Genomic DNA, 26,515 nt, shown 5'->3' with positions numbered 1-26,515 from the left:
CTCAAGATATTGAGCGTTTGGCTTTACACTCTGATTATAAAAAGCCGGAGCTTACATCGTAAGGATGACAATTCATCAATGGAGGGATAAAATCCTTCACTGGACAAAAAACAGCCCCTGCGAAACATGTTCGCAAGGACTGCTTGGGTTGATTGTTTTTACTATATAAAGGTTAGATCACTTACCTGAACAAGCCACGCCAGCTGTTTCCTGGCGACCTTGTTCGATCAGGCGATACGCCCGCTCCACTTCTTCTTCACTTGGTGAAGGAACTCCATCCAGTGGATATACTTTACCGAGCGCCTCCCATTTGTAGATCCCCATCTGATGGTATGGAAGAATTTCGAACTTCTCGACGCCATTTAATGTTCCAATAAACCGTCCGAGGTTAAGCAGATCCTCTTCCTCGTTATGAATACCAGGCACATACACGTGGCGTATCCACATTTTCCGACCTTGCTCCGATAACCACTTGGCTGTTTTCAACGTTCTCTCGTTGGATTTGCCTGTCAACTTGATATGTTTCTCATCATCAATATGTTTGAGGTCCAGCAGAACCAGGTCTGTTTGATCCAACAGATCGTGAATCCGTTCCGGTTCGTTAAAACCGTTGCTATCCAGTGTCGTATGCAATCCCCAGCGCCGCTTCACTTCCTTGAAGATCTCGGCTACAAAGTGGGCCTGTAACGTTGGTTCTCCGCCAGATATCGTGAGCCCGCCTCCGGAGCTGCGGTAGTAAGACAGGTAAGGCTCAATTTCAGCCAGTACCTCCTCAAGCGCCATTTCTTTTCCACCATCCAGCGCCCATGTATCAGGGTTGTGGCAATACTGACATTTGAGTAGACATCCTTGCATAAAAAGCACAAAGCGGATGCCTGGGCCGTCAACCGTCCCGAAAGTTTCGAGTGAATGAATATGTCCGTTAACCATGCTGCCTCTTCCTTTCTGTATCCGCATCCGCTGTGCGTTTAATATGATTTGGAATACCTTGCTCTAGCGGTCTTCTACTAGCAAATTACTTACATCGAGCCATGGAACGTACGGTTGATGACATCCAACTGTTGTTCACGAGTCAATTTAATGAAGTTAACAGCATATCCGGATACCCGTATAGTCAGTTGTGGATAGTTTTCCGGGTGATCCATCGCATCAATCAATTGCTGACGATCAAATACGTTAACGTTCAGGTGATGAGCGTTTTGACCGAAGTAACCATCCATCATCGCAGTCAGATTGGATTTACGTGTAGTCTCCTCTTTACCCAATGCTTTTGGCACGATGGAGAAGGTATTGGAAATCCCGTCAAGACTGTGTTCATAAGGCAATTTGGCTACCGAGCCAAGGGATGCCAGTGCACCTTTTTTGTCACGACCATGCATTGGGTTTGCACCTGGAGCAAATGGTTCACCTGCTTTACGACCATCCGGTGTAGTCCCTGTTTTCTTACCATATACCACGTTGGAAGTGATCGTCAGAACGGATTGTGTTGGAACTGCGTTACGGTAAGCTTTGTGCTTGCGAATCATGCCCATGAAGTTCTCGACCAGTTCAACAGCAATGCTGTCTACGCTGTCTTCATTGTTACCGTAACAAGGGAAGTCTCCTTCGATTTCGAAATCAACAGCGATGCCTTGTTCGTTCCGAATTGGTTTTACTTTGGCATATTTGATCGCACTCAGTGAATCTGCTGTAACCGACAGACCAGCGATACCGCAAGCCATCGTACGTACAATGTCACGGTCATGCAATGCCATTTCGATACGCTCATAGCTGTATTTATCATGCATGTAGTGAATGACGTTGAGGGTGTTCATATACAGCTTAGCCAGCCACTCCATCATTGGTTTGAAGCGTTTCATAACCTCATTGTAATCCAGCACTTCGCTAGTAATGGCAGGATACTCAGGTCCAACTTGTGCTCCGGATTTCTCGTCACGACCACCGTTGATCGCATACAGGAGAGCTTTTGCCAGGTTGGCACGAGCGCCGAAGAATTGCATTTGTTTCCCGATCTTCATCGCCGACACACAGCAAGCAATACCGTAATCGTCACCGTAGATCGGACGCATCAGATCATCATTTTCATACTGGATTGAGCTGGTTTCGATGGATACTTTACTGCAATAATCTTTGAAAGCTTCTGGAAGTTTCGTTGACCAGAGAACAGTCAAGTTTGGTTCTGGTGCAGGACCCAGGTTGTGCAGTGTATGCAGGAAACGGAAACTGTTTTTGGTTACACGTGTTTCGCCATTCACGGACATACCACCGATGGACTCAGTCACCCATGTTGGATCTCCACTGAACAGTTCGTTGTAATCCGGTGTACGCAGGAATTTGACGATCCGCAGTTTCATTACAAAATGGTCAACCAATTCCTGAGCCTGTTCTTCGGACAGAATCCCTTCTTGCAGGTCACGTTCAATGTAGATATCCAGGAAAGAAGATACACGTCCCAGTGACATCGCAGCACCGTTCTGTTCTTTGATCGCAGCGAGATAACCGAAGTACAACCATTGGAACGCTTCTTTTGCTGTTGTCGCTGGCAAGGAAATATCGAACCCGTGCATATCGCCCAATTGTTTCAATTCTTGCAATGCACGAATCTGTTCAGACAATTCTTCCCGCAGACGAATGACATCTTCATCAATAACATCAACTTCGAGTGCATTCAGTTCGCCTTTTTTGTTACGAATCAGGAAGTCTACCCCGTACAAAGCTACACGACGATAGTCACCGATGATCCGGCCACGGCCGTAAGCATCTGGCAGACCTGTAATAATTCCTGCTTTACGCGCTGCACGCATGTCGGAAGTATAAGCATCGAACACACCCTGGTTGTGTGTTTTGCGAATGTTTGTAAATATATCAATGACGCCCTGTGGCATTTCAAAGCCATATGCCTCACATGCGTCAATCATCATGCGAATTCCGCCTGTTGGTTGAATGGAACGTTTGAACGGAGCATCGGTCTGAACGCCGACAATCTGCTCTTTGGATTGATCCAGATAACCGGGTTGGTGAGAAATAATAGTACCTGGTGTGTTCACATCAACGTCAAGGACACCGCCGTTATCCCGTTCTTTTTTGGTCAGATCAGATACGATCTCCCATAATTCTTTGGTATTCTGGGTTGCACCTGCGAGAAATGCTTCGTCGCCGTAATACGGAGACAAGTTGTGTGCCAGAAAATCATTCACATCTACGGATTTGGTCCATGTTCCTTTGGTAAAGTTTCTCCAGCCTGTTTGTTGTTTGACATCTTTTTCAATCACCGACATCGTAATCCCTCCACTAATTTGGATTTCTGGACACATAACATCTTGCTTCATTCGTAGCATTGTGTGCCCAGAGCCGCGATTAATGTGAATTGTTTCACATAAACCGGAACATGTTCTCTCTACTTGGGAACCGGAACCGCGGGATGAATGTTTTTCTTACATTTTCAGTATACGACTTGGGGCTTTCATCATCTGTGATTTTTGTCACAAAGCCAGTGAACTAACTCACTCCACCTGCGCTGTGTCCCATTGACCCCTGTAAATTCACACTTAGCCACTGCGCGGGCAGAACAACTTCCGATCGCTGTTATCCCCGGATTTTTTCAATTTTATATTTCAAAGGGGAAAATCCGGGGATAAAGGCGAACGCTCCGCTTCTTCAGTTTTTTCTGCCCACTCCGTTATTGTGTGAACATCTGGCTCAAACAGCCACATCACGGATTACGTGTAACCTCTATAGAACCCTTTTGCTCCTCTACGCTCGGAGCAAACCAAATCTTAGAATAAATCCTGAAAAACAGATGCTTCGCTCTTCTGTTTTTCTGCCCTCTCGTTATTGTGTGAAAGACGGCAATCGGGGCTCCCCTCTCGGGGAACCCTGATCTTCTTGCCGTAAAGCACGCTTTGTTCTAAATTTATTATTCAAACTTTCCGTAGAAAGCGTTGCGGTACACATCAGCCAGTTCAGTTACCAGCGGCAACTTCGGATTGGCGGTTGTACATTGGTCTTCGAAGGCACGGTCTGCCAGATAATCGACATGTGCTTCAAAGTCTTTGGCATCGAATCCGATCTCTTGGAACGATTCTTCAATACCCAGTGTTTTGTTCAGTTTGCGAATCGCATTGATGAGACTGGTTACGCCTTCTTCTGTCGTACGAGCAGGCAATCCCAAGATGCGGGCAATTTCGGCATACCGCTCATCCGCTACAAAGTGCGAATATTTCGGGAACGATGCAAATTTGGTCGGTTTTTTCGCGTTGTAACGAATGACGTGTGGCATAAGAATCGCATTGGTGCGTCCGTGTGCGGTGTGATACTGACCGCCCCATTTGTGCGCCAAGCTGTGGTTAATGCCCAGGAATGCGTTGGCAAACGCCATACCTGCAATTGTGGAAGCATTATGCATTTTCTCACGTGCCAGTTTATCGCCTTGCAGCGCAGATTGCTCCAGGTATTGGAACACCAGTTGGATTGCTTTGATCGCAAGTCCATCCGTGTAATCATTTGCCATAACAGATACATAAGCTTCAATCGCATGCGTCAGTACGTCCATACCTGTATCGGCAACGGCTGTTCTCGGCAGGGAGTATACAAACTCCGGATCGACAATCGCTACGTCTGGTGTCAGCTCATAGTCGGCCAATGGATATTTGGTGTTACCTTGATTTTTATCTGTGATAACCGCGAACGATGTCACTTCAGAACCTGTACCGGATGTGGTTGGGATCGCTACAAATTTCGCTTTTACGCCGAGACGTGGATATTTGTAGATCCGTTTGCGGATATCCATGAATTTCTGTTTCAGATCATTGAAGTCCGTGTCCGGATATTCATAGAACAACCACATGGCTTTGGCAGCATCCATCGGTGATCCACCGCCAAGTGCGATAATGCAGTCTGGTTGGAAGCGGCGCATCATTTCGGTTCCGCGATCTACCGTCGTTGTGGATGGATCGGGTTCTACATCAGAGAATACTTCGATCGCTACTGGCATTTGGCGTTGACGCAGATAGTGTTCTACCTTTTCAACATATCCAAGTTTCACCATCATGGCATCCGTAATAATGGCCACACGTGTGATGTCAGGCATTTTAGCAAGATACTGCGTTGCCCCTTTTTCGAAGTAGACTTTGTTCGGCACTTTGAACCATTGCATATTCACGGTACGGCGAGCCACCCTTTTCACATTGATTAAGTTCACAGCGGTTACGTTGGAAGAAGTCGAGTTACGTCCGTATGATCCGCAGCCCAGTGTCAATGACGGCATGTTTGTGTTGTAGATATCCCCGATGGCACCGTGTGTGGATGGTGAGTTCACAATAATCCGTCCAGTTTGCAGACGATCTGCGAATTTGCCGATCACTTCTTCATTTGTGGAGTGGATAACCGAGGAGTGACCCATGCCGCCAAAAGCAACCACTTCTGCTGCACGTTCAATTCCCTCTGCTGCCGTTTTAACTTTGTAACAAGCCAGTACCGGGCTTAATTTCTCAGCCGACAATGGGAATTTGGTACCTACCCCTTCAATTTCGGCCACGAGAATTTTGGTGCCTGCTGGAACTTCAATACCGCACAATTTGGCAATGCTCACCGCAGATTGACCAACAATCGCCGGGTTCACCGCACATTTCTCGGCATTAATCGCACCTGCTGTCAATTTTGCTGCTTCATCTTTGTTAACAAAGTAACAGCCATTTGCAATCATTTTTTTCTTCACTTGATCGAAGATCGGTTCTTCAATGATGACCGCTTGTTCGGAAGCACAGATCATGCCGTTATCGAAAGATTTGGACAGGATCAAATCCGTTACTGCCTGGTTGATATCCGCGCTTTTCTCGATAAAGCAAGGTACGTTACCCGGTCCTACGCCCAGTGCAGGTTTACCACAGCTGTACGCTGCACGTACCATGCCGGATCCACCTGTTGCCAGAATAAGAGCCACATCATTGTGATTCATCAGTTCGTTTGTACGATCCATGGAAGGATCATCAATCCATTGAATACAATCTGCTGGTGCACCATGTTTCACAGCCGCTTCCAGCAGGATTTTGGCAGCTTCCCGGCTACAATTCTGTGCAGATGGGTGGAAGCCAAAGATGATTGGGTTACGCGTCTTGATGGAAATCAATGCTTTAAACATCGTCGTTGATGTTGGGTTGGTAACTGGTGTAATACCCATGATGATGCCGACCGGCTCCGCAATTTTCTGGAAGCTTTCATACTCGTTATCTTCAATCACACCTACGGTTTTATCGTACTTGATGCTGTGGTACACATATTCTGTTGCAAATATATTTTTGGTGATTTTATCCTCATACACTCCGCGGCCTGTTTCTTCTACGGCCATCTTGGCGAGCATCATGTGTTTATCCAGACCCGCAAGCGCCATTGCTTGCACAATCCGGTCAATCTGCTTCTGGTCCATCTTCATGAATGCGGCGTGTGCTTTATTCGCTTTGTCGATTAACGTTTGAATATACTGACCTGCTGTCGGTTCTTTTGCTGGGGCGACTTCGTTCTTTACAGCCATCTCCCTCATCCTCCTAAAGGTTCGTATTAGTTTGTCTCTCTCGTTTACATTCACATCGTAACATGACAATAAACTTAATTATGTGATTTTTTTCACAAAGTATAACAAATTTAATTTAAGTTTTGTAGTGTCCTTCATACGACCATTTTCACTTCCTATTTAAAATATAGAGCTGTAAAATTCATCTTCTTCATTAAAAGTGAATTTTATCACAATGTTTGAAATTTCGTCATTTTTGCCCCCTTTCCTTCCCCCTCAAACGGTAAGATTAGGTATATACTGAACTTAAAAATTGAACCACCGCAATTTGTACCGTCCTTCCTCCCGGCCGAGATGACCCTGATCAGGACGGCAACGGTTTGCGGCGAACCTCGGAGGCTACTGCTTACTACAGAAGGTCGTCCGATGGACATAAAGGGGAGATAGACTTATGAGAGAACTAACAACTGTACTGGAAACGCGCGGTAATACTAACTGTTTCTCGGAAGCAAATTTCAACCATCTGCTGGTTACCATGAAAGATAGAACCTATCCGGAAGGTACACATCTGTACTGGGAAGGCGACATCTCTGACAAACTTTATTATATGAAACGGGGCCGTGCCCAGATCACCAAATCCACGGATGAAGGCAAGGAACTGATCATGTACATGTATCAATCCGGTGATATGATTGGGCAGGCTGATCCCTTCTTTGGCTCTAAACACAGCTTCTCAGCGGAAGTATTGGAGGACAGTGAGATCGGTGTACTGGAACATAAAGACCTGGAAATGTTAATCTGCCAGCATTGTGACTTCGCGATCGATTTTATGAAATGGATGGGCATCCACCACCGGTTGACACAGACCAAATTCCGGGATCTCATGTTATATGGCAAACCGGGTGCACTTTGCTCCACCCTCATTCGGTTGTCGAATTCGTATGGTGAGCCTCATGGAGAGCATGTCATTATTCACAAAAAAATTACCCACACGGACCTGTCCAATATGATTGGAGCCACTCGTGAAAGTGTAAACCGCATGTTAAGCGACCTGCGTAAGAAAGATGGGATTGAATATGACAATGGAATGATTGTCATCAAAGATCTGAAGATGCTGCAAGGAATCTGTCACTGTGAGCTTTGCCCGAACGAGATCTGTCGTATTTAATATTTGACTATGCTGATCGGATCTTGTTTATATATTTAATGAAAAAAAGCCCAGTTCTCTAAAAAGAGATTGGGCTTCTTGGTATACTTAGGATGCATTGGTTAATTCGAGCTTTACCGCATCACGTGGATTCAATTTCATGTCCAGACCATTTTCCATTAATTCTTTGTCATTCACCATAATGACCCAACGCTCATTCATACGAGGCGTGACATTCTCGACCGAGACGACAAATTTGTTGTTCTCCGACATTCTTACAATGCCGCTGGACTTCAACACATCGCGAACTGTGCACTCTTGAACGTAGACGCCGGCATATTGACGATTAAGGGTTGGCATAATGTTTCCACCGCTAACCTTGAGTAACGTTGTCTGATATGCAACGCCATCCCCCCCACTGTCAGCGGCTTTCACGTAAATGATCACTTCATCTTTGGCATGAAGCTCCATGTCCCAATCTTCCTGTTCAATATCCTTGCCATTTAATTTGACAGCCCAGCTCAGCGAAGAATCCAGAGAAACTTCACCCACGGATTGAATCCGCTTGCCATCTGCCGTAAAATCAACCAGTCCGCTATTGAGTAATGCTTTTTTGAGTGTCAAACCCTCACTAAAATCTCGCTTAATGGACTTTGTTGCATCAGGCAAAAACGTACTGCCATCTACAGCCACTGTGATTGTATTCGCTGTTTCTGTCTCTTTGACAATTGGCTGCTCAGAAGGCTGTGTCTCACTACAACCAGCCAAGATCGCCAGTAGGAGCAAACATACACCTATGTAACCGGGGATTTTCTTCATCATGTAGGTAACACCACCCTGCGTAAAATCATTCACCCTGTTGTCCATAACCTCTATTATGGCACAACCTTCGGCAAAAAAAAGTGTCAAAGCCGTTACTTTTATAGGGTACCGCCTGCAAATAAGGCTTGTACAAGAAAGAGAGCCTGCACACAGGCTCTCCAATCTAAATTATTTTTACGTTATCATTGGTTACGTTATCATTGGACACAAGCCTGCATGTATGTCCGTCCTCCATCTCCATCTTTCAGATATGGATTAAGCCCGAAGAACTGCTCCTCAGACACATAGACCCCTGTCAGCAATCGCCCTTCAAGTAATCCACCATCCACCTGTACGCAGCATGAAGGTGCGTCTACATACTCCTGATACAACGGAATCTGCCCATATTGTTGATGGACCTTAAATACCTTCCCTTGCTCATGCAAAGGGCGTTCCGAGAAATAGGTAGGCACAATGTAACGGGCAATGACATCCAGCTCCTGCACGCTATAAAAGGGTTCATCACCAAGCCATGGTGCAAACATTCGAATCTTCTCATATTGAGACCAGACAACCGCCTGAATCAGCATTTCTGCCTCAACCAACCGACCTTCTCCCACATCTAAAGCCAATTGCTTAGCATGCATAGTTTCTTCCATCTGAGACATCGTTGAATCAGGTTGTCCCAGCTCACATCCGATACACTTCCAGCCCCTGGACGTTTGAATCCATTTTTGCAGCACCGCCGGAGCTAATTTCGGACCATCGCTGTTCACAGAATGCGTATTCACTTCGGCAAGATCATCCTTAACCGAACGGGAATATGCTGTGCGCTTAAACAACTCTGCAGCTTTTTTGTAAATTAGATGGACCTGAATGGATGCGCTCTCAAGTTCTGCAATATCTTTTTTGCCGTAGCGTACTTCACGGGATAAGCTTTCTTCTCTCATGACAAGTGGGCCTCCTTCGCTCCGGCCGTCTGTGGCCATTTTCTATAGATTATACTACAACTCATGACAACATGTGCATAGCCCAAGAGAAAAACGCCGAACAACATAGTACTTAAGACAAAAACCCCTGATTTCCACAGAAATCAGGAGTCTATGTCATTCATGCAACAAAAGTGGGTGATATTGCTTATGCGTTAGTCAACCCACTGCTCAGCCCAGTCTTGAATTTGATTCATGACAGGCTGGAGCGCTCTACCTTTATCCGTCAGTTCATATTCAATACGAACTGGCGTCTCGGGATAGACGTGACGAACCAGAATACCTTCACTCTCCAGATCTTTCATCCGTTCGGATAACATCTTATCACTCATGGATGGAATCAGATTGGAGATATCCTTGAATCGCTTCGAACCACTCATCAATGTTTGAATAATTAAACCATTCCAGCGCTTGCCCAAAAAAGAAAACGCCGTCTCAAAACGCGGACACATCCGCAAGTCTTGACCTTCCACATTAATCACCTCTTTAGAGATCACTCAAATCAACTTACATTTTGTTAGTATATTTCATAATAACATATTTAAGCTTCAAAGAAAACGCCTGCAACTAAAAAGTTTAAATTTTAGAAGCATATCATCCAAAATGGATCATACATCCCAGTATACATTACACGCTACGTCGTCACCATGGGAAATATCGTATAACTTCCCCATAGTACTATCTTACCCAAAAAGAACCCAGCTGCCACAGTCATCAATGACTCGGAGAAGGGTTCTTTTTGAATAAAACTTATAATTTCCATTACACGATTGAGTTAGTGAATTAGACCAGCACGCCACCAAATGGTCTTACAGGTTCGCTCTTGCCAAATTCCGGCTTAAAGCTGCGGGCAGGATATGCCCATTTCACAGCGTTGCTGATCACTCTTAATATTTCCGGTTTGTAATAGGTCGGATATGTCTCATGACCTGGTCGGAAATAAAAGATTTTACCTTCACCACGCCGGAACGTACATCCGCTCCGGAATACTTCCCCACCCTGGAAGTTGCTCACAAACACCAGTTCATCCGGTACTGGAATATCGAAGAATTCACCGTACATCTCTTCTTTTTCCAATACAATCTTGCCTTCGATGCCATCCGCAATCGGATGAGATGGGTTAACACACCATACAATTTCCTGCTCGTCAGCTACACGCCACTTCAGATCGCAGCTTGTTCCCATCAGCGCTTTGAATGGTTTGGAGAAATGACCTGAATGGAGCACAATCATTCCCATCCCGTTCAGCACTCGCTGCGCAACCTTCTGTGAGATCTCATCGCTTACGCGATCATGTGCCATATGTCCCCACCATATGAGCACATCTGTGGAATTCAGCACTTCATCACTTAATCCGTGTTCAGGCTGATCCAGTGTAGCTGTACGAATAGCAAAGCCTTCGCCGCCAAGTCCGTCAGCCAGTGCTCGATGCAGACCATCCGGGTAGACTTCCCTTACTTCATCGTGAATTTTCTCATGGACAAATTCATTCCAAATGGTGACGTTGATCATATTCAATTTCCCCCTAGTGTAGCTCTAAACCCACCACATATCGCCCAGCGGTTCTTCGATTAATACTTGCTGGAGATTTTGCACAGCTTTAGAGAATCCTTCTTCAACCGACATCAGACCGTCTTCGTGCTCAATACTTACTACATAATCATATCCGACCAGACGCAAGGCACTCATAATATCTGCCCAAGTCTTGTTATCATGTCCATAACCGACCGAGCGGAACTGCCAAGCCCGATCCAGCATATTGGTATAGTCCTGCATATCCGTTACACCGTGTTTGTTCACGTTTACCGGATCAATTGTTGTATCTTTTGCATGGAAGTGATGGATAGCCCCTTCACGTCCCAAGATGTGAATTGCCTGAACCGGATCAATACCTTGCCACCACATGTGACTTGGGTCCAGATTGGCTCCGATCACTTCACCTGCTGCTTCACGCAGTCTCAGCAAGGTTGCTGGTGTATGAACGGAGAATCCACCGTGCAGCTCCAATCCAACTTTTACGTTACGATCTGCTGCAAATTTACCCCACTCTGTCCAGTAAGGGATCACTTTGTTCTCCCACTGCCACTTCAGGATCTCCTGGAAGTCATTTGGCCATGGTGCAACAGGCCAGTTCGGATATTTGGCATCCTCATGGTCTCCCGGACAACCGGAGAATGTATTCACTACAGGTACTTCCAGCTTCTCAGCCAGTTCTACCGTTTTAACAAAATCATCGTGAAATCCTTTGGCAATATCCTTTTGCGGATGTAGCGGGTTACCATGACAGCTGAGTGCACTGATCGTCAAACCACGTGATTCCACTGCATTTTTGAAGTTTTTCAATGCTGTAGGATTGCTTAATAACTCATCTGGCTTACAATGTGCATTGCCTGGATGTCCGCCTGTTCCGATCTCTACTGCTTTTAATCCCTTGGATGCTACATAATCAAGAGCATCCTCCAATTTACGTCCTCCGAATAGTACCAAAAATACGCCGAGTTTCAAGTGCGATTCCTCCCTGGATTAGATATCGTATGATTGCTGAATTCATGAATATTGAACTGTATACAATTACCGTTCAGATCACATGCCTGTTTGATTAGTGTGGAAAATCGAGAGTGTTTCTATCCTGAAATTGAACGTAAGAATACTGGTTATTCTGCTTCACTCGTAAGAGCATCAAGCTTCGAACACTTATTGCTCAGACTAGTGGGATTCCACGGTTTCAATCTCAGTTTGAACTGTGCGAGTTACTGCAAAAGAATCATAGCTGCTTTCCAGATGTATGTGCTTGCCTTCAAGTGAAGAACGCTGGAATGAATGCATGGCTTCCAGTACGTGATAAGCAAGCTTGCCACTGGCTTTGTGTTCCCGTCCGGCACGAATGGATTCAACCATTTCCGTTACGCCGATGCCTCGTTCGTTTTGTCCACTTTCGAAGACTGGTTTGACCGTCTCCCAAGTGTCTTGACCGTATCTGCGAACCTTCACTTCCCCGTTAAAATAATTGGGGTCCGGTACACTAAGCGTACCTTCTGTACCATAGATTTCAATACGTGGCAGATCCGAAGCTCCACGAATATCAAAACTGGTGATCATGGTTGCAATGGCACCCTCTGCAAAATCAATGGTTCCTGCCAAGTGGGTAGGCGTCTCTACTTGCAGTGCTGTGCCTTCCTTCGGCCCAGAGCCAATCTTGCGATCTGCAATCTGTATGCCTGCCGAGGCGCTGATTCTGCGTATCGGTCCAAGCAGCGTAATCAGAGCGGTCAGGTAGTAAGGTCCCATATCAAACATCGGTCCGCCACCTGCGACATAAAAGAACTCCGGATTAGGATGCCAAGCTTCTGGTCCTCCACCCATGAAGAATGAAGTCGCTGCAACGGGCTTGCCAATCAGCCCATCCTCAATGGCTTTACGAGCTGTCTGTATGCCTGAACCTAGGAAGGTATCCGGTGCAGAACCAACATACAATCCCTTTTCCTCAGCCAACTCAACAACCTTGCGACCATCCTCAAGAGAAATGGCCAGCGGCTTCTCGGCATACACATGTTTGCCTGCTTCGAGTGCAGCCAGATCGGTCATGGCATGACTGCCAGGAACCGTAAGGTTCAACACAAGTTCAATTTCGTTATTTTGCAGCAACTCATCTACATTGTAAACGTTTGCGATATTAAATTCATCTGCCCGTTCCTGAGCGCGTTCACGAATCAAATCCGCAACAGCCACGACTTCAATGACCGGGTTGTTTTTGAGATTTTCCAAGTAGATGGCGCTGATGTTACCACACCCGATGATGCCTGCTTTCATTTTCTCCACTGTGATGTTCATCTCCTTACGCATGGTGAAAATCTGCGTTTGAATGGTTGAGATACATATGTTTTGTTGGATGTTTCCTGTTCCTTAAATCTAATACTATGGTATTCCGTTTCAGCTTCAATTAAAATGAATAATATGATTGAAACATGAACTATCTGGTCATAATTTTCAAATTGCAAGGAGTATGCCCATGCCGACAGATCAATCCTGCCAAGTTCTTACAGCAGGCTTTTCATTTCATCGTAAACCCTACGCTATGGTGCAGCCTGAAGGGGTGAAGAACTACCTGTTAAGACTGCAAACAGACGGACGTTGCCGTGCACGCATAGACGGGGACATGTCCCTGGTGGATGCGGGCGATCTGCTTCTTTTTGATCCTGACGAACCCTATGAGCTGAGAATAGACAATGAAACCAATCCGATGGGAGAACGACTGGTGGAGAGTGGTGACTATCACATCTTCTTTAATGGTTCCTGGGTGGATGAGTGGTGGAAACGGCACAAACGGCCGACCCGGATCAAAGTCGAACTGACGGAAAGTCTTTTGGTCCTGTTTCGACAGCTCGTACTGGAACAGCGCCGCATCTCCAATCCTTATCCGGAAATTTCAAGTTATTATATGCGAATTTTATGTCTCGAAGTGGATCGTCTGCTCGCGGAGCATCCAACGATAACCAACACCAATTATGTGGCTTATGAGATCAAAAACTACATTGAAGAAAACGCTTCCTCTTTATTCAAGCTCGATGATGTGGCAACACATATTGGCATTAGTGTCTCACGGGGTGTACATCTCTTCAAAGAAGCGTTTGGCAAAAGCATCATGCAATACACACTTGACGTACGGCTGAACATGGCCAGGGAACGGATTATTTTCAGTCCAATGACTCTGGAGCAAGTGTCTGAGTCATCCGGCTTTAACAACTATACCTATTTTCATCGGGTATTCCGTTCCCGGTTCGGCATGTCCCCGAAGGAATTCCGCGTCATTCACCGGGAACAGATGTAATCATATTAGTATACGTAAGTTGAACTTATTTGCGCGCGGCTATGGCCTCGGATACAACCATCGCCAGATCTTCATTGCCAAACATGGACAACACGCCAAGTACCGTATCATCCGGGATTTCACCGGCTTCCTCCTTGGATACAATCAGCTTCTGCACCTGTTGCAAACGCTCGTTGCTCTGCTGATCCGGGTAGGCTTGCCGGTACATCTCTTCCGGGTCCAAACCATTATTGACACACCACTGGGCAAATACGAGGATCATCATCTCTTCTTCCTGTTTATAGGTTTCTACAACAGCTTCCTCGATCTGTTTATTACGTTCCTTTTCATATTCATCCATGACTTGTATTCCTCCGTATGTGTATTCTGCAATTATTTGCGAATCAATTGTTCCGCCAGTTCATGACTGTCCATGACATGACTTGCACTGATCAGGCAATCATCAGGTGAGTCCAGACAAGCCAGGAAATTGTCAACTGCTCCGCTAAAACCTCTGCGTGCTAACACGGTGTCCCAGCTCCCGAACGTTTCTTTGGTTTCCAGACTCCCCTGTTCCATGTAGCTGATCGTGTCCATGTTCACCACTTCAACAGATCGTCCACCACCATGCAATTCGATCTTCTCCAGATCTGCCCCAGCTTCACGCACCATATCGAATCGACCGTAGGCTGTTCTGCCCAGCTTGGCCGTTCCGGTTGCATGCAGCAGTCTGTCCAGATCATTCTTCCGAATCCATTGATGAAGCAACTCCACATTATGATCCGAGTACCACAACATCAGATCCAGTATATGGATGAGATCATCATAGATAGTTTCTGCCGCAGGACGATCCTGAATGCCTGTACGATGTTTGGTCACTGTCAAGGATTCAAAACCTTTTCCACCCTGCATCCATTCTTTCGCTTTTTGGTACATCGGTGCGAATCTGCGGTTGAAGCCTACTGCGAGTAGCAGCCCTTGTGCCTCGGCAAAAGCAGTCATCTCTTCCGACTCCCGAATCGTATAGGATAACGGTTTGTCTACGTACACGGCTAATCCCTGTTCCAGACATTGCATGACAATGTCAAAGTGCGCTTCCGTTGCTGTATGTACAAACACCGCATCCAGATCCCAGGACAACAGTTCCTTCAAATCCGTTGTTCCCCGTTCTAATCGATACGCCTCCTGAACGGCTTTGACCGGCTCCGGAGATCGGTTCATAATGCCTACAATCTCCACGTTCGGATGAGCTGTTAACAGCGGCAAATATACTTTACGTGCAATATCGCCGAGGCCGATAATTGCAACTCGTTTACGTTGGGTTGTTTCCATGATGATCATTCCACCTTCAGTTCGGTTCTATATTTCCACGTCCTATAGTGTAACCCTTCGGACAGCAACTTGCCAGTGATTGCAGCACACTTCGCACGAATTGTTCAGACAATGGGCGAACGTGGTAAACTTAGGAGGAACAGCAGTACAGATCGGGACACGACCAGACCTGCCTGATCTGAAAGGAGCGTTTGGGATTTTGCGAAAATGGTTATGGCTTCTGTTATATGTTTTACTTGCAGGAGTCACGTTTATTTACAGATATGAACTGCTGGCCTGGACCGATCTTCATCAGTCCATTCCGCTGTTACTCGCCATGGCAACATTGTTTGCTCTTGTGCCTGTAATTCCTTATAAGTTTGTTATTATCGCCTTTGGTTACAGTTACGGTACCACCACAGCAGCCTGGATATGCTGGCTTGGCACCACACTTGCAGCCATGCTCGTTTACGGCGGAGCAAGAACCATCTTCAGACATCAGGCGAGATCGTACCTCGAACGTATTCGGGGTCTGAACCGTTTTACCACATGGATGGAAGCACATCCGTTCATGGGTGTCATGTCGATGCGACTGTTGCCGATCGTGCCTCAGATGGCCGTTAATATTTACGCAGGTATAACGTACACGCCATTCTGGGTCTTCATGCTTGCCACGGCCATTGGGAAAATGCCAGCGATTTTTGTATTTGCCTATGCAGGTGCACAAGCTGAAACCTCAATCTGGCTGAGCTTGGCCATCCTTGCCGGATATCTGGTGTTCATGGCCATTGTATTGCTCTTATTTCGCTTTCGGTCACGCAACAAAGCCTGAATTCAGAGTTCGCAAACCGTTCAGATTCAGCTTGTTTTCATTCCGGCTTGGTTGGCTTGCCAATTCAGGATATAATAGAAGAGCAAGCCTAATGCTTGTGTAACAAGTTTTAATAAAACGGTAGATTGCTGGAGCTCGAACACGAGCGCTAAATCTTCATCAGAAATGGAGTGACTATAGCATGGAACAACATTCAAGTGAGTTAGCAACTTTTGCAGGCGGATGCTTCTGGTGTATGGTATCCCCCTTTGAAGAACTGCCCGGTATTCATAAGATCGTATCGGGTTATACAGGAGGACATACCGAGAATCCAACATATGAAGAAGTCTGCTCGGAGACAACAGGACATGTAGAAGCTGTGCAAATTACGTTTGACCCTGCCATCTTCCCTTATAAGAAACTGGTTGAACTGTTCTGGCAGCAGATTGATCCTACGGATACAGGCGGGCAATTCCATGACCGTGGATCTTCCTATCAGACGGCCATCTTCTATCACAGCGAAGAACAGCGCCAGATTGCGGAAACTTCCAAAGCGGAGCTGGGACAAAGCGGACGTTTTGATAAACCAATCTTCACTCCGATTTTGCCAGCCAAACCGTTCTATGAAGCGGAAGAACATCACCAAAATTATCACCGGAAGAACCCTGCCCATTACAAACGCTACAGCAAAGGTTCTGGACGTGTAGATTACATCGAACGCAACTGGACCGGTAACGTGGATAAAGACGGGCTGAAAGAGCGTTTGACGCCGATTCAATATGAAGTTACGCAGAACAGCGCGACCGAGCCTGCATTCCATAACGAATTCTGGGATCACCACGGTGATGGTATCTATGTGGACATCGTATCTGGCGAGCCATTGTTCAGTTCTACCGACAAATACGACTCCGGCTGCGGCTGGCCGAGCTTCACACGTCCATTGCGTGACCACAACGTGAAGGAAAAAACTGATCTCAGCCACTTCATGATTCGTACCGAAGTGAGAAGTCGTGAGGGCGATTCCCATCTGGGTCACCTGTTCAACGATGGTCCTGCCGAAGCAGGTGGAATGCGTTATTGCATCAACTCTGCGGCACTTCGTTTTGTACCCAAAGAAGACTTGCAAAAAGAAGGATACGGTGAGTACGCCGTCCTTTTCCAATAAGTTATAATGCAAATACAAAAAGAGCAGTGGGATGATCCCGCTGCTTTTTTGTTGTACATTCTTTTTTTCATAGACGAACTATTGTTGCATGAGAATGCATTGATTAGGTTTGGCTCGAAGAGATTTCCGAATTTAATTGGCTGGCAGAAGCCGTCTGATCATTACGAAATTGAATTCGCATCGCTGGAACGATACCCAGGATCATCACGGTAACCGAAATTGCGTAGACGATAAAAATGGATGTGCTGTTCATCAGTACACCTGCCATGGAAGATCCAAGAAGCATACTTCCTATGAATAAAGGTGTGATGGTGCCATTCACTCTCCCGATCAAATGCTCATCGATCCGAGTGACCAAGTACGTGGAGATGATGACGTTGATGAATGCCATACTGATTGAGCTTAAGAAGCTGATCAAAAGGGTCAGCCAGAACCAACTGGATAACACTTCCCCCATCGTGGCTACAGCCAGACACAGCACACCTACAAGCAGAGTTAAGGTCTGGTTCAGCTTAGCACTTACAGCAGCCGCAATACCTCCTCCAATCAATAAACCTATTCCGGACGCTCCAGAGAGGAACTGTAACGACGTTGCTTCAAGTCCCAGACGTTCAGTGATTAGAAATATTCCAAGTGGACTGATGAGACCCGCTGAAAGCCCTATACAGATGAATACCAGACTAAGCATTTTTAACGAGCGAGATCGAGCAACATATTGCCAGCCCTCTCTGATATCCGCTAATAATGAGGTACTTGTTACCCGCTGAGTGGCGTCTTTAGGCAGAAATGTGAGTAGAAGCGCAGAGATCAGGAATAGAATGAGTAATGCGTACATGGATGCCTGAATTCCCATTGCAGTGTATATAAACGTTCCGACGATCGGTCCCAGAATTAAAAACAACGATTGACCACTCTGGGTAATAGCAATTGCAGATTGCAAATGTTCTCCCTTTACATTTCGCCTCACAATCTTTAGAGAGGATGGTTGAGAAAACTGGCTAACGATAGAGGATACAAACGTGGCTACGTATAGAATCTGCCAATACCCAGAAGATAAAACGCCAATAATCATGACAATAGACAACGCACTCAGAATATCCCCCAGTATCATCGTACGTTTGGGATTCCAGCGATCAGCAAGTGCACCGCCTATGATGGAGAAAACAAAAATCGGGGCATATTCAAGTACGGTAATCAGCGAGACAGCTATTGGACTTCCTTGAGTTCGATCCATCACATAATAGAGGATCGCCATATTTCGGATCCATATCGCCAGATTTTGCAGCAGATCAGACCCTGTCACGATTAAAAAAGCTTTGTTTCTGAACAATGTGTTCATTCGCCATCTCCTCTTTTAAACCGACTGTCCGGTTTATTAATATTTAAAAAGAAAAACTGACGTTACATCAGCTTTTCATGGTTAACGTTGTTGAATGCCTGCCAGTAGACCGGCCATGCCTTTGTGGTAAATACGACGAATATCCGTCAGGTCCTTCTCATAATAGAGTGTAGTCAATCCGCTAAACAGACCGTAGATAATGTGCATTACATCCTGTGGGTCATCCGGTTTTAACTCCCCATCTTTCATTCCTTTAGTAATAATGGACTCATATGTCGCATACGGAATACGGATCAGGGAAAGCATCTCATCAAGCATCTCCTGACTGACGACCTGACCCGAGACAAACTCGTTAATGGCGTGATTCAGCGGGTTAGCCAAATCATCCACGTAATGGTCAGCAAGTCCGTACAATTTGTCTATGGCAGTCTTATACCCGGATTCTTTGTCCAGCCAAGCATCCATCCAATCTTCATTGTTAAGCTTAATTAGATACATGAATAACTCTTCTTTGCTTTTGAAATGATAATAGATGCTGCCTTTACTCCGATTGTTAATCGTACATATGTCTTCCATGGAAGTTGCACTATATCCCTTTTGGGCAAACAGTTCCTTGGTATTACGTGCAATGTCTTTTTTTATCTGGGCAACATCTTTTCTTCGTTTAACTTCGATTGGAAAAACCTCCATAAATTAAACCGACTATTCGGTCTAATAGTATCACAGCACAAATACTCCGTCAATTCATTTTGCACAGGCACCCTCTCATTTGCTGTTTCAAAAGAAGTACAAGAGAGCGCCTGGCTACAATTCAGGAAAGAAGTCGTCACATCATACTTACAATCCAACCGATCCAATACGCAAATGGAATTAATAACAACTGTGCCAACAGTGTACCGAATAGACGGGACACGAGCATGCAACCATAGATCTGATTCATGCGATCCAAACGGATCTCGCCACGTAATGATTTGTCACTGAGCAGGGAAATCCGCGGATCAATCAGGATGGTCAGCAAAATCGTTGCTATTCCGTTAATCAGCCCTGTTGATTGGGATGCAGCTACAGCCTGCCCTGGGTAAAGATACGCTGCGTACAAGCTGGACAGGACACCCGTGGTGTAGATTGCGGTTACCGCTACATTCAGCAGCATTAACCGTCTTGGCATCCCATGTTGTACTAATCGTTTGGCCATCTTCCAGGATGGCGGGGTGATGTAATACGTTGCATTTCTAATCTTGCTTCGCTTCAGCATACCGCGAACCATCGCAGGGATGGAACCGGCTGCTTCAAAATGTACAACCATTCTTGATGAGAGCTTCACCATGGTTGGAAAACACAATATGGCTAATGCCGTTCCAATTGTTGCCGCACCCATTAACCAGTGCAGCTGCGCCGCAAAGTGTGGATTGGTTCCACGTGTTGCAGTATCCACTAGATTACCTACCATCGGACCCTGGGCCATATTCGAGGTTCGAGAAACCAACAACAAGATACCTGCCAATGAAATGGCCAACGCGATTCTGCGGGTGCGTAATCCACCGAGGCGGAGCGCGTATGACAAGCTGTCTGCGGCATGAATCAGCATAGTGAACAGCATAGGGATTGCCAGACTAAGACTAAACATATGTATGTACTCCTTTATATTCCTGTTATTGAACTTATTTCTTTCATGGACAGCATTATACTCCTCTGGCTTGCAAAAGTATAGGAACGAGATCCTTTTATATAAGTTGAACTAAAGAATGTTTACACTGGGACACTCCGATGACAGAACAACCTTCCGATCGCTGTTATCCCCAGATTTTTTGATTCCTTTTAGAAAGGGGCAAATCCGGGGATAAAGGCGAACACTTCGTTTCTTCAGGTTTTTTCTGTCCTCTCCGTTTCGTGTGAATGTTTATTTCAATTTATATAGATCATCGGTAAATGCACTTACGACCTCGGATGTTCATCGTTTATCCCTCTCCTCACAGGGTAATATACAATTAATCCATTATTGTACAGGAGGGGTTCATATGCCTTGGAACAAACAGGATTATCCGGTATCCATGAAGAACTTGGAACCACGTGTTAGACATAAAGCAATTGAGATTGCCAATGCTCTGCTCGATGACGGGTATGAGGAAGGACGCTCGATTGCCATAGCGACAACTAAGGCCGAAGAATGGGATGAAAATCATCCCGCACCGGAAAGTTCGAAATCGGACTCCACATCTTCTTCCGATAATTCCAACCCTAAAAAGTCGTCTTCCACGGATCGTCGTCATTCCGAGCCCGTTTCTTCGTCCAAAAGTCATGACAACATCCATGTCGTGCCTACCGACTCCGGTTGGGCGATCAAGGAAGAAGGAAAGTCTACCTATCTGTCCACATTTGATACTAAGGCAGAAGCTGTAGATAAGGCCAAAGAACTGAGTAGCAAACAAAATATTCGAGCGATTATCCATAATCAGGATGGTCAGATTGCTTCTTCGATCAAGTCTTGAATGAATCGGAAAACAACAAAATCCCTTTTGCTGCTGAAGAGCAGTCAAAAGGGATTTTGTATGAACTTTAACTATCAAGACCTGAATGTGCATACAGGTTATGGTTGTTCTGAAACGTATGGTTAATTGGATACCCCTCTAGCCACCGTAGTCCGTTGTGAAATAGCAGCAGCGTTAACTGCCTTGGCTGCAGCCGATGGCATCGGCAATTTCACAGCCGAAGTTGTAACCACGGTTCCGCGAGCCGGAACACTGACGACGTACGTGATGACTTTACTGGCAATCCATACGGCCAGAATCGTATATAAAGTTTCTTTTACCGGAAGAAAGAAAAGCGACAATCCCAATACAAAAGCATCGCTGACAAAGAAAACTGTTCCCAGCTTCCATCCCTTCCAGCGGCTAACCAGCACGGCGAGAATATCGTCTCCACCTGTCGCTCCACCGAATCGAAGCACGATCCCAGCGCCTACCCCTGTCAATATACCGGATAGAACTGCCGGAATCCACAGATTTCCGTTAAACGACAATACCAGTGTGGAGTATCGTTCAAAGCCGTCATAGAATAGGGAAAATGCACCGACGCCAAGCAATGCCTGAATCATGAATTTCCAGCCTTTAAGGAACCAAGCCAGGATCATGACCGGAATGTCCAGTAACAACATACCGATAGCAGGTGATAAGCCTGTTGCGTATTTTCCGAGCAGGGCCAGACCAACAAATCCGCCCTCCGATAAATGATTCTGAAAGTTAATGTGATAATAAGCAAAAGCTAAAATAAATGTACCGAGTAGCATAATCGCGAATTTGATCGCCTCTGTTTTAACGTGTTGTAAGGTTAACGATGTTCTCTTCATTCAGGTTCCCTCGCAGTTTGTAGGTTGGTTTTTTAGACCGACCGTACCCTGCAAAAGGTAAGCCTGGAAGAAATCATCGTGTACGTCCTTCGAATATTCATTCCAATCCCCTCTTTCGCAGAGTCAGCCGTTTTTTTGAACCGGTTGGTGTACTCTACAAGGGGCGCTATGTGTATGAGAGATCGTAACGTTTCCAGATCGTCCTTGGGGAGATTGTCCTTCGGGAACTCATGGTATCCTGATCCTTTCTGTTCTGTTGTGGTTAGCTGTGCTCAGTTAAACTGAAAAATAACTACAATGCATAAGCTTGAACATTTAATTGTACACTTACACTTGGATTACAGTACCCTCTTTTGATCGTGGTTATCCCCGGATTTTTGGAATTCCATTTTCCCTCTGGGGAAAATCCGGTGATAGCTTATGCTTCCGAATCTGCTTTCATTCAAAAGCTTTCAGACGAACGCTTCGCTTCTACAGATGGGTTCTGCACTCTTCGTTCCTGTGTAAATTGTAAATCCAACTTACAGCAGTTGCAAGTTCATTCAGTTTAAACACCAAAGCTAACTTGCTTGTTCTTCTATTATATAACACCAACGTGACCGGGTCTAAACAGTAGACCCCTCAAAAACAGGCATAAAGCAGCCTTTGGACTGCTCCAGCAGTCATACGGCAACACCAGGATAAGCAATGCTTGCTAATGGTGCAACCTGCTCCTTTATTCTATGACCAAAGCTTCCAAAAATAACTGTCAGTCACCCAACTGTGACAAATTGGGGCCTTTTTTTATTTTCTTGCGCTTTTTAAAGGAATCATTTTCCTTTCACACATACACTATAGCAAACGTAATCGGCTTATTCTTTGTCCAGTTCAGACGTTTCCAGACTTACTCTGCTGTTTATGGTATAATATAACAATTGAATCCCACTACCGTTTAAGCGAGGCGGATTGATGAAAACGTTAAAGCCAAGAGTCTTTATTGGCTGCTCGCTGGAAGCGAAGCCGATTGCAGCCGCAGTACACGAAAACTTACGTTTTTCAGCCGAAGTTACCCCTTGGTATTCCGGGGTTTTTAATCCAAGTAGCTATACCATGGACGATCTGGAAGTAGAGGTCCGTACGACTGACTTTGCCATTTTTATTTTTCATCCGGATGATATATCCAAAATCCGCGGGAAGTACTACGCGTCAGTCCGGGATAATACAATGCTGGAAATGGGTCTGTTTATGGGTCGTCTGGGACGAAAACGTATTTTTTTCATTCTTCCTGAGGATATTACAGACATCAAGGACACAACCAAGGTCGAAGGATTGCGTATGCCCACAGATCTGCTGGGGTTAAATCCACTCGTATATGAAATCCGTTCTGACGGAAAGTGGGCACCAGCCGTGTCCGTGGCATGTTCCAAAATCGCAGACAGTATTGAGGAACAAGGACGCTGGAGTGATCCAGAATTGGAGAACATCATTGAGAAGCATAAACGCACTGAGGGAGAAGCAAGGTTACAACTGCTTAAGTTGCTGCGGTTCTTTAGGGAATTGCTGCGTACCCGCAAAGCAGATGCCAAGATGCTGGAGCGAATGAGCGATGCCTTACGTACTGCCTTTGTCTCTCATCCTCCATTCGCTGTACGTGGCACAGCCATATACCGTACAGATGACAGTGGTTACATCGAGCAATTATGTGGTAATGTTGGAGAACCGGGGAGAAAGTATGACTTGTCCGCTAACGACGACAAACAACCGGATGATCCCAAGCGCATCCTGGTGATTGATTCTTACCGGGAGAATAAAATCAAGATTAACCTGTATGATGATTACCTTGAGAAAGAGTATCTGCTATGCTATCCTGTAGCCAAGAGGTATGTTATCACCGTTCACATTATTGGACATATTGAAGCGGATGAGGCGGTATTTCAGCAGATTGACCTACAGAATCGTCAACTGTTCAACGCCATCAACGATTTGTTAGGAGGCGAACCGGAATGAAACCGGAAACGAAAAAAATAAGCAAGCGCTGGGGCAGCGAAAAAAAGGTACGCCTCAGTTCTGCGCCCGAATCATCACGACCGGTTCCGGAACCCAAGGAAGAAGATCGTTTCCACAAGCCGGCCGTACCGCTAACTACCATTGGGCCCTCCCTGAAGGGCAAGGAAAGACCTTATAAGGTCATCCTTGAAAAAGAGGCGTTCTACGAAAAGCCTCAATATCTTGCATAATTCCTGAACACATCATCAAACCTGCCGCTGAATCGGCAGTATTCCATAGGCCCCGCCGCCCAAGGCAGGGGCTTTTTTGTTGCTCATTTTCGCTAAAATAAAACTGCTTCTACTCGTTGACCTGGTGCCATCGTGTTGCGGCAAGACCTCCTTGAATCATGATCATAATCGTAATAGCAATTCATTGCAGTAATTCATTGCTTGTAATTACTTCTGTAGCAGACTGCATTGCATAAGGCTTATTTGGTTTATGGCCTTAGGTTTCCTGCAAAACCCATAAATTATACCTTATTTTGGAGCAGGCTTGTCCCTAAATCCCTAGCCTCACTCACTATCTGTACCTTTAGGAAAATGCGATAATGTGTGCTTCCAATATTTCTCGGTTGTATTGTGTATCTCCATTACATATATTGATTATAATATAGGAACACGTGTTCTGTAAATATAAAATTCCAATTAAAGGTTAAGGAAGTGAACATATGACATCCTCAACTTCCGCCCCATCCCCTGCGGATGAAGACCATCGTCTGATTAAAGGTCTGGTTGTGCGCACGCTTTTGCTGGATGTACTTGAACGAGATATTCACACACTGGATACGTTGCTGCTGAAGATGCCCGAAGTCTACATTCTGTCGCTGACCCGCATTCAAAACAATGTGCTCAAGGAGATGTTGGCCCTTCGTAAACAGATGAGAACCCGCGGTGTCAAAGTACTGGAAGAGAAACGGGAAGCCGAGGGTATCGAAACTCTGTATATGTGCAGAGGGTATTGGCAACGGTTCTATATGCTGTGGACATTCGCACGTAATGAAGTCAAAAAAGAACTCAGTCGGCATCTGCAGATGGACTTGGCGCAGACTTGATACAACTCTGACAATATAGAACCCATTCCCCAGCAAAACAAGTTGACCACGGAAGGTTACGTTCATTAAGATGGAATAGAGATATCCAACCATTCCAATAAGGCATGATATAGTTTCAACCGGATATACTCTCAACGTCTTATCAATCAAGGAGCTGTACTTCATGGATTTGAATACACATTCGATTAAACAAACACCTGCACATACAGGCATTGCCGCAGATGTAACAGAACTGATCGGCCAGACACCTGCCGTTAAACTGAACAGACTCACAGGCAGCAACTCTGCTGATGTATACGTGAAACTGGAATACTTCAACCCAAGTGGCAGCGTCAAAGACCGTGCCGCCTACAACCTGATCGTTCAGGCTGAACTTGCGGGACACTTGCTCCCTGGTGCTACCATTATTGAACCGACGAGCGGCAATACCGGGATTGGTCTTGCGATGAATGCCGCCGCCAAAGGATATAAAGCCATTCTGATTATGCCGGACAATATGTCCAAGGAACGCATCAACATTCTGAAAGCCTACGGCGCAGATGTGGTGCTCACTCCCGCTGCGGAGCGGATGCCTGGTGCAATTCGCAAAGCGAAAGAACTTCAAGCAGACATTCCAGGAAGTTTCATTCCGCAGCAATTCGAAAATCAGGCGAACCCGGACATTCACCGGATCACGACAGCTCCCGAGATTATGCAGCAGATGGAAGGCAGGCTGGGTGCTTTCATCGCGACGGCGGGAACCGGCGGAACCATTACCGGAACGGGAGAAGAACTGCGCAAGCAGTTACCTGACATCCGCATCTATGCGGTGGAGCCCAAAGGTTCTCCGGTGTTGTCCGGTGGCGAGCCCGGACCACACAAGCTCGTCGGTACAAGTCCGGGGTTCATTCCGGACATCCTGAATACCGACGTGTGGGATGCCATCATCCAGGTGTCCGATGAGGACGCACTGGATACGATGCGGCAGCTTGCTGCTCGGGAAGGGCTGTTGCTCGGCCCTTCCTCCGGGGCTTCGGTGTGGGCCTCCCTTCGCATTGCGAAGGAACTGGGTCCGGGGCACCGCGTGCTCTGCATTGCGCCGGATACCGGGGAACGGTATCTGAGCATGGGTATTTTTTAACACAGCTAAAATCTGCACACATCAAAAAGCGGCTTCCATGTCCCAAAAGTCATAAGTATGACAGAGGCCCTCCCTTATTAGCGCTCATTGGT

General features: G+C 45.9%; 24 protein-coding genes. 9 read left to right on the top strand and 15 right to left on the bottom strand.

All coding sequences use genetic code 11. From position 1 onward, the window contains the following. Window positions 1-177 precede the first annotated feature (177 nt). From pflA to adhE, 3 genes are all read right to left on the bottom strand, one after another. Complete coding sequence (pflA, locus tag MKY28_RS06220; RefSeq protein ID WP_340937847.1) at window positions 178-930, bottom strand: pyruvate formate-lyase-activating protein; 753 nt, start codon at window positions 928-930, stop codon at window positions 178-180. Between the two features lie 89 nt (window positions 931-1,019). Then, on the bottom strand, window positions 1,020-3,278 hold the full coding sequence (gene pflB / locus MKY28_RS06215; RefSeq protein ID WP_036614438.1) for a formate C-acetyltransferase: 2,259 nt from the start codon (window positions 3,276-3,278) through the stop codon (window positions 1,020-1,022). Between the two features lie 638 nt (window positions 3,279-3,916). Further along, entirely contained in the window at window positions 3,917-6,529 is a 2,613-nt protein-coding gene (gene adhE / locus MKY28_RS06210) for a bifunctional acetaldehyde-CoA/alcohol dehydrogenase (protein ID WP_074095716.1), read from the bottom strand. A 430-nt stretch (window positions 6,530-6,959) separates the two neighbouring features. Here adhE and MKY28_RS06205 point away from each other — a divergent pair, with 430 nt between their 5' ends. Continuing rightward, complete coding sequence (locus MKY28_RS06205; protein ID WP_101313605.1) at window positions 6,960-7,676, top strand: Crp/Fnr family transcriptional regulator; 717 nt, start codon at window positions 6,960-6,962, stop codon at window positions 7,674-7,676. A gap of 87 nt (window positions 7,677-7,763) precedes the next feature. On the opposite strand, the gene MKY28_RS06200 is transcribed toward MKY28_RS06205, so the two are convergent. The 6 genes from MKY28_RS06200 to MKY28_RS06175 form a co-directional block, all read right to left on the bottom strand. Next, window positions 7,764-8,477: a hypothetical protein gene (locus tag MKY28_RS06200; protein WP_017687552.1), complete on the bottom strand. Its 714-nt coding sequence runs from the start codon at window positions 8,475-8,477 to the stop codon at window positions 7,764-7,766. A gap of 197 nt (window positions 8,478-8,674) precedes the next feature. Then, window positions 8,675-9,406 (bottom strand): hypothetical protein, encoded by a 732-nt coding sequence (locus MKY28_RS06195; RefSeq protein WP_051450045.1) that lies wholly within the window; start codon window positions 9,404-9,406, stop codon window positions 8,675-8,677. A 194-nt stretch (window positions 9,407-9,600) separates the two neighbouring features. Beyond that, window positions 9,601-9,897 carry a winged helix-turn-helix transcriptional regulator gene (locus MKY28_RS06190; RefSeq protein WP_074096966.1) on the bottom strand — a complete coding sequence of 99 codons (297 nt, stop codon included), beginning with the start codon at window positions 9,895-9,897 and terminating at the stop codon, window positions 9,601-9,603. A 331-nt stretch (window positions 9,898-10,228) separates the two neighbouring features. Continuing rightward, window positions 10,229-10,957 carry a ThuA domain-containing protein gene (locus tag MKY28_RS06185; RefSeq protein WP_017687549.1) on the bottom strand — a complete coding sequence of 243 codons (729 nt, stop codon included), beginning with the start codon at window positions 10,955-10,957 and terminating at the stop codon, window positions 10,229-10,231. Window positions 10,958-10,981: 24 nt separating this feature from the next. After that, window positions 10,982-11,950: a sugar phosphate isomerase/epimerase family protein gene (locus MKY28_RS06180; protein ID WP_036674961.1), complete on the bottom strand. Its 969-nt coding sequence runs from the start codon at window positions 11,948-11,950 to the stop codon at window positions 10,982-10,984. A gap of 201 nt (window positions 11,951-12,151) precedes the next feature. Next, the gene (locus tag MKY28_RS06175; RefSeq protein WP_036614448.1) at window positions 12,152-13,264 is read right to left on the bottom strand and encodes a Gfo/Idh/MocA family protein; all 1,113 of its coding nucleotides are present in this window, start codon (window positions 13,262-13,264) and stop codon (window positions 12,152-12,154) included. A gap of 190 nt (window positions 13,265-13,454) precedes the next feature. On the opposite strand from MKY28_RS06175, the gene MKY28_RS06170 reads away from it, so the two are divergent. Next, entirely contained in the window at window positions 13,455-14,273 is an 819-nt protein-coding gene (locus MKY28_RS06170; RefSeq protein WP_017687546.1) for an AraC family transcriptional regulator, read from the top strand. Between the two features lie 25 nt (window positions 14,274-14,298). Here the strand turns inward: MKY28_RS06170 and MKY28_RS06165 are convergent, their stop codons facing one another. Further along, entirely contained in the window at window positions 14,299-14,613 is a 315-nt protein-coding gene (locus MKY28_RS06165; protein ID WP_036674958.1) for a hypothetical protein, read from the bottom strand. A gap of 32 nt (window positions 14,614-14,645) precedes the next feature. Further along, window positions 14,646-15,584 (bottom strand): Gfo/Idh/MocA family protein, encoded by a 939-nt coding sequence (locus tag MKY28_RS06160; protein ID WP_100527167.1) that lies wholly within the window; start codon window positions 15,582-15,584, stop codon window positions 14,646-14,648. Window positions 15,585-15,705: 121 nt separating this feature from the next. Here MKY28_RS06160 and MKY28_RS06155 point away from each other — a divergent pair, with 121 nt between their 5' ends. Both MKY28_RS06155 and msrA read left to right on the top strand, forming a co-directional pair. Further along, the gene (locus MKY28_RS06155) at window positions 15,706-16,395 is read left to right on the top strand and encodes a TVP38/TMEM64 family protein (RefSeq protein WP_143781418.1); all 690 of its coding nucleotides are present in this window, start codon (window positions 15,706-15,708) and stop codon (window positions 16,393-16,395) included. A gap of 181 nt (window positions 16,396-16,576) precedes the next feature. Beyond that, a complete protein-coding gene (gene msrA, locus MKY28_RS06150) occupies window positions 16,577-17,539 on the top strand; it encodes a peptide-methionine (S)-S-oxide reductase MsrA (RefSeq protein ID WP_340935341.1) in 963 nt (320 codons plus the stop codon). 103 nt (window positions 17,540-17,642) lie between these two features. Here msrA and MKY28_RS06145 read toward each other — a convergent pair whose 3' ends face one another. From MKY28_RS06145 to MKY28_RS06135, 3 genes are all read right to left on the bottom strand, one after another. Then, window positions 17,643-18,878 carry an MFS transporter gene (locus MKY28_RS06145; RefSeq protein WP_340935340.1) on the bottom strand — a complete coding sequence of 412 codons (1,236 nt, stop codon included), beginning with the start codon at window positions 18,876-18,878 and terminating at the stop codon, window positions 17,643-17,645. A gap of 81 nt (window positions 18,879-18,959) precedes the next feature. Continuing rightward, window positions 18,960-19,568 carry a TetR/AcrR family transcriptional regulator gene (locus tag MKY28_RS06140; protein ID WP_340935339.1) on the bottom strand — a complete coding sequence of 203 codons (609 nt, stop codon included), beginning with the start codon at window positions 19,566-19,568 and terminating at the stop codon, window positions 18,960-18,962. Window positions 19,569-19,704: 136 nt separating this feature from the next. Next, entirely contained in the window at window positions 19,705-20,505 is an 801-nt protein-coding gene (locus tag MKY28_RS06135; protein WP_036614460.1) for a lipid II flippase Amj family protein, read from the bottom strand. Between the two features lie 391 nt (window positions 20,506-20,896). Between MKY28_RS06135 and MKY28_RS06130 the strand changes: the two genes are divergently transcribed. Beyond that, window positions 20,897-21,367, top strand: coding sequence for a DUF2188 domain-containing protein (locus MKY28_RS06130; protein WP_340935337.1), 471 nt, complete (start codon window positions 20,897-20,899; stop codon window positions 21,365-21,367). 122 nt (window positions 21,368-21,489) lie between these two features. Here the strand turns inward: MKY28_RS06130 and MKY28_RS06125 are convergent, their stop codons facing one another. Beyond that, window positions 21,490-22,224, bottom strand: coding sequence for a YitT family protein (locus MKY28_RS06125; protein WP_036614465.1), 735 nt, complete (start codon window positions 22,222-22,224; stop codon window positions 21,490-21,492). Window positions 22,225-23,172: 948 nt separating this feature from the next. Between MKY28_RS06125 and MKY28_RS06120 the strand changes: the two genes are divergently transcribed. The 4 genes from MKY28_RS06120 (at window position 23,173) to cysK (ending at window position 26,423) form a co-directional block, all read left to right on the top strand. Next, window positions 23,173-24,210: a nucleotide-binding protein gene (locus tag MKY28_RS06120; protein WP_051447360.1), complete on the top strand. Its 1,038-nt coding sequence runs from the start codon at window positions 23,173-23,175 to the stop codon at window positions 24,208-24,210. Beyond that, window positions 24,207-24,440, top strand: coding sequence for a hypothetical protein (locus MKY28_RS06115; RefSeq protein ID WP_017687536.1), 234 nt, complete (start codon window positions 24,207-24,209; stop codon window positions 24,438-24,440). Before MKY28_RS06120 ends, MKY28_RS06115 begins: the two co-directional genes overlap by 4 nt. Before the next feature lie 479 nt (window positions 24,441-24,919). Continuing rightward, window positions 24,920-25,303 (top strand): hypothetical protein, encoded by a 384-nt coding sequence (locus MKY28_RS06110; RefSeq protein WP_036674948.1) that lies wholly within the window; start codon window positions 24,920-24,922, stop codon window positions 25,301-25,303. 163 nt (window positions 25,304-25,466) lie between these two features. Continuing rightward, window positions 25,467-26,423, top strand: a complete 957-nt coding sequence (gene cysK, locus MKY28_RS06105) for a cysteine synthase A (RefSeq protein ID WP_340935336.1) — start codon at window positions 25,467-25,469, stop codon at window positions 26,421-26,423. The last annotated feature ends 92 nt before the right edge of the window (window positions 26,424-26,515 follow it).

Source organism: Paenibacillus sp. FSL R5-0473 (assembly GCF_038004565.1).
Classification (GTDB): domain Bacteria; phylum Bacillota; class Bacilli; order Paenibacillales; family Paenibacillaceae; genus Paenibacillus; species Paenibacillus amylolyticus.
The sequence above is the reverse complement of the archived record's forward strand: the minus strand, read 5'-3'. Positions and strand labels throughout refer to the sequence as shown.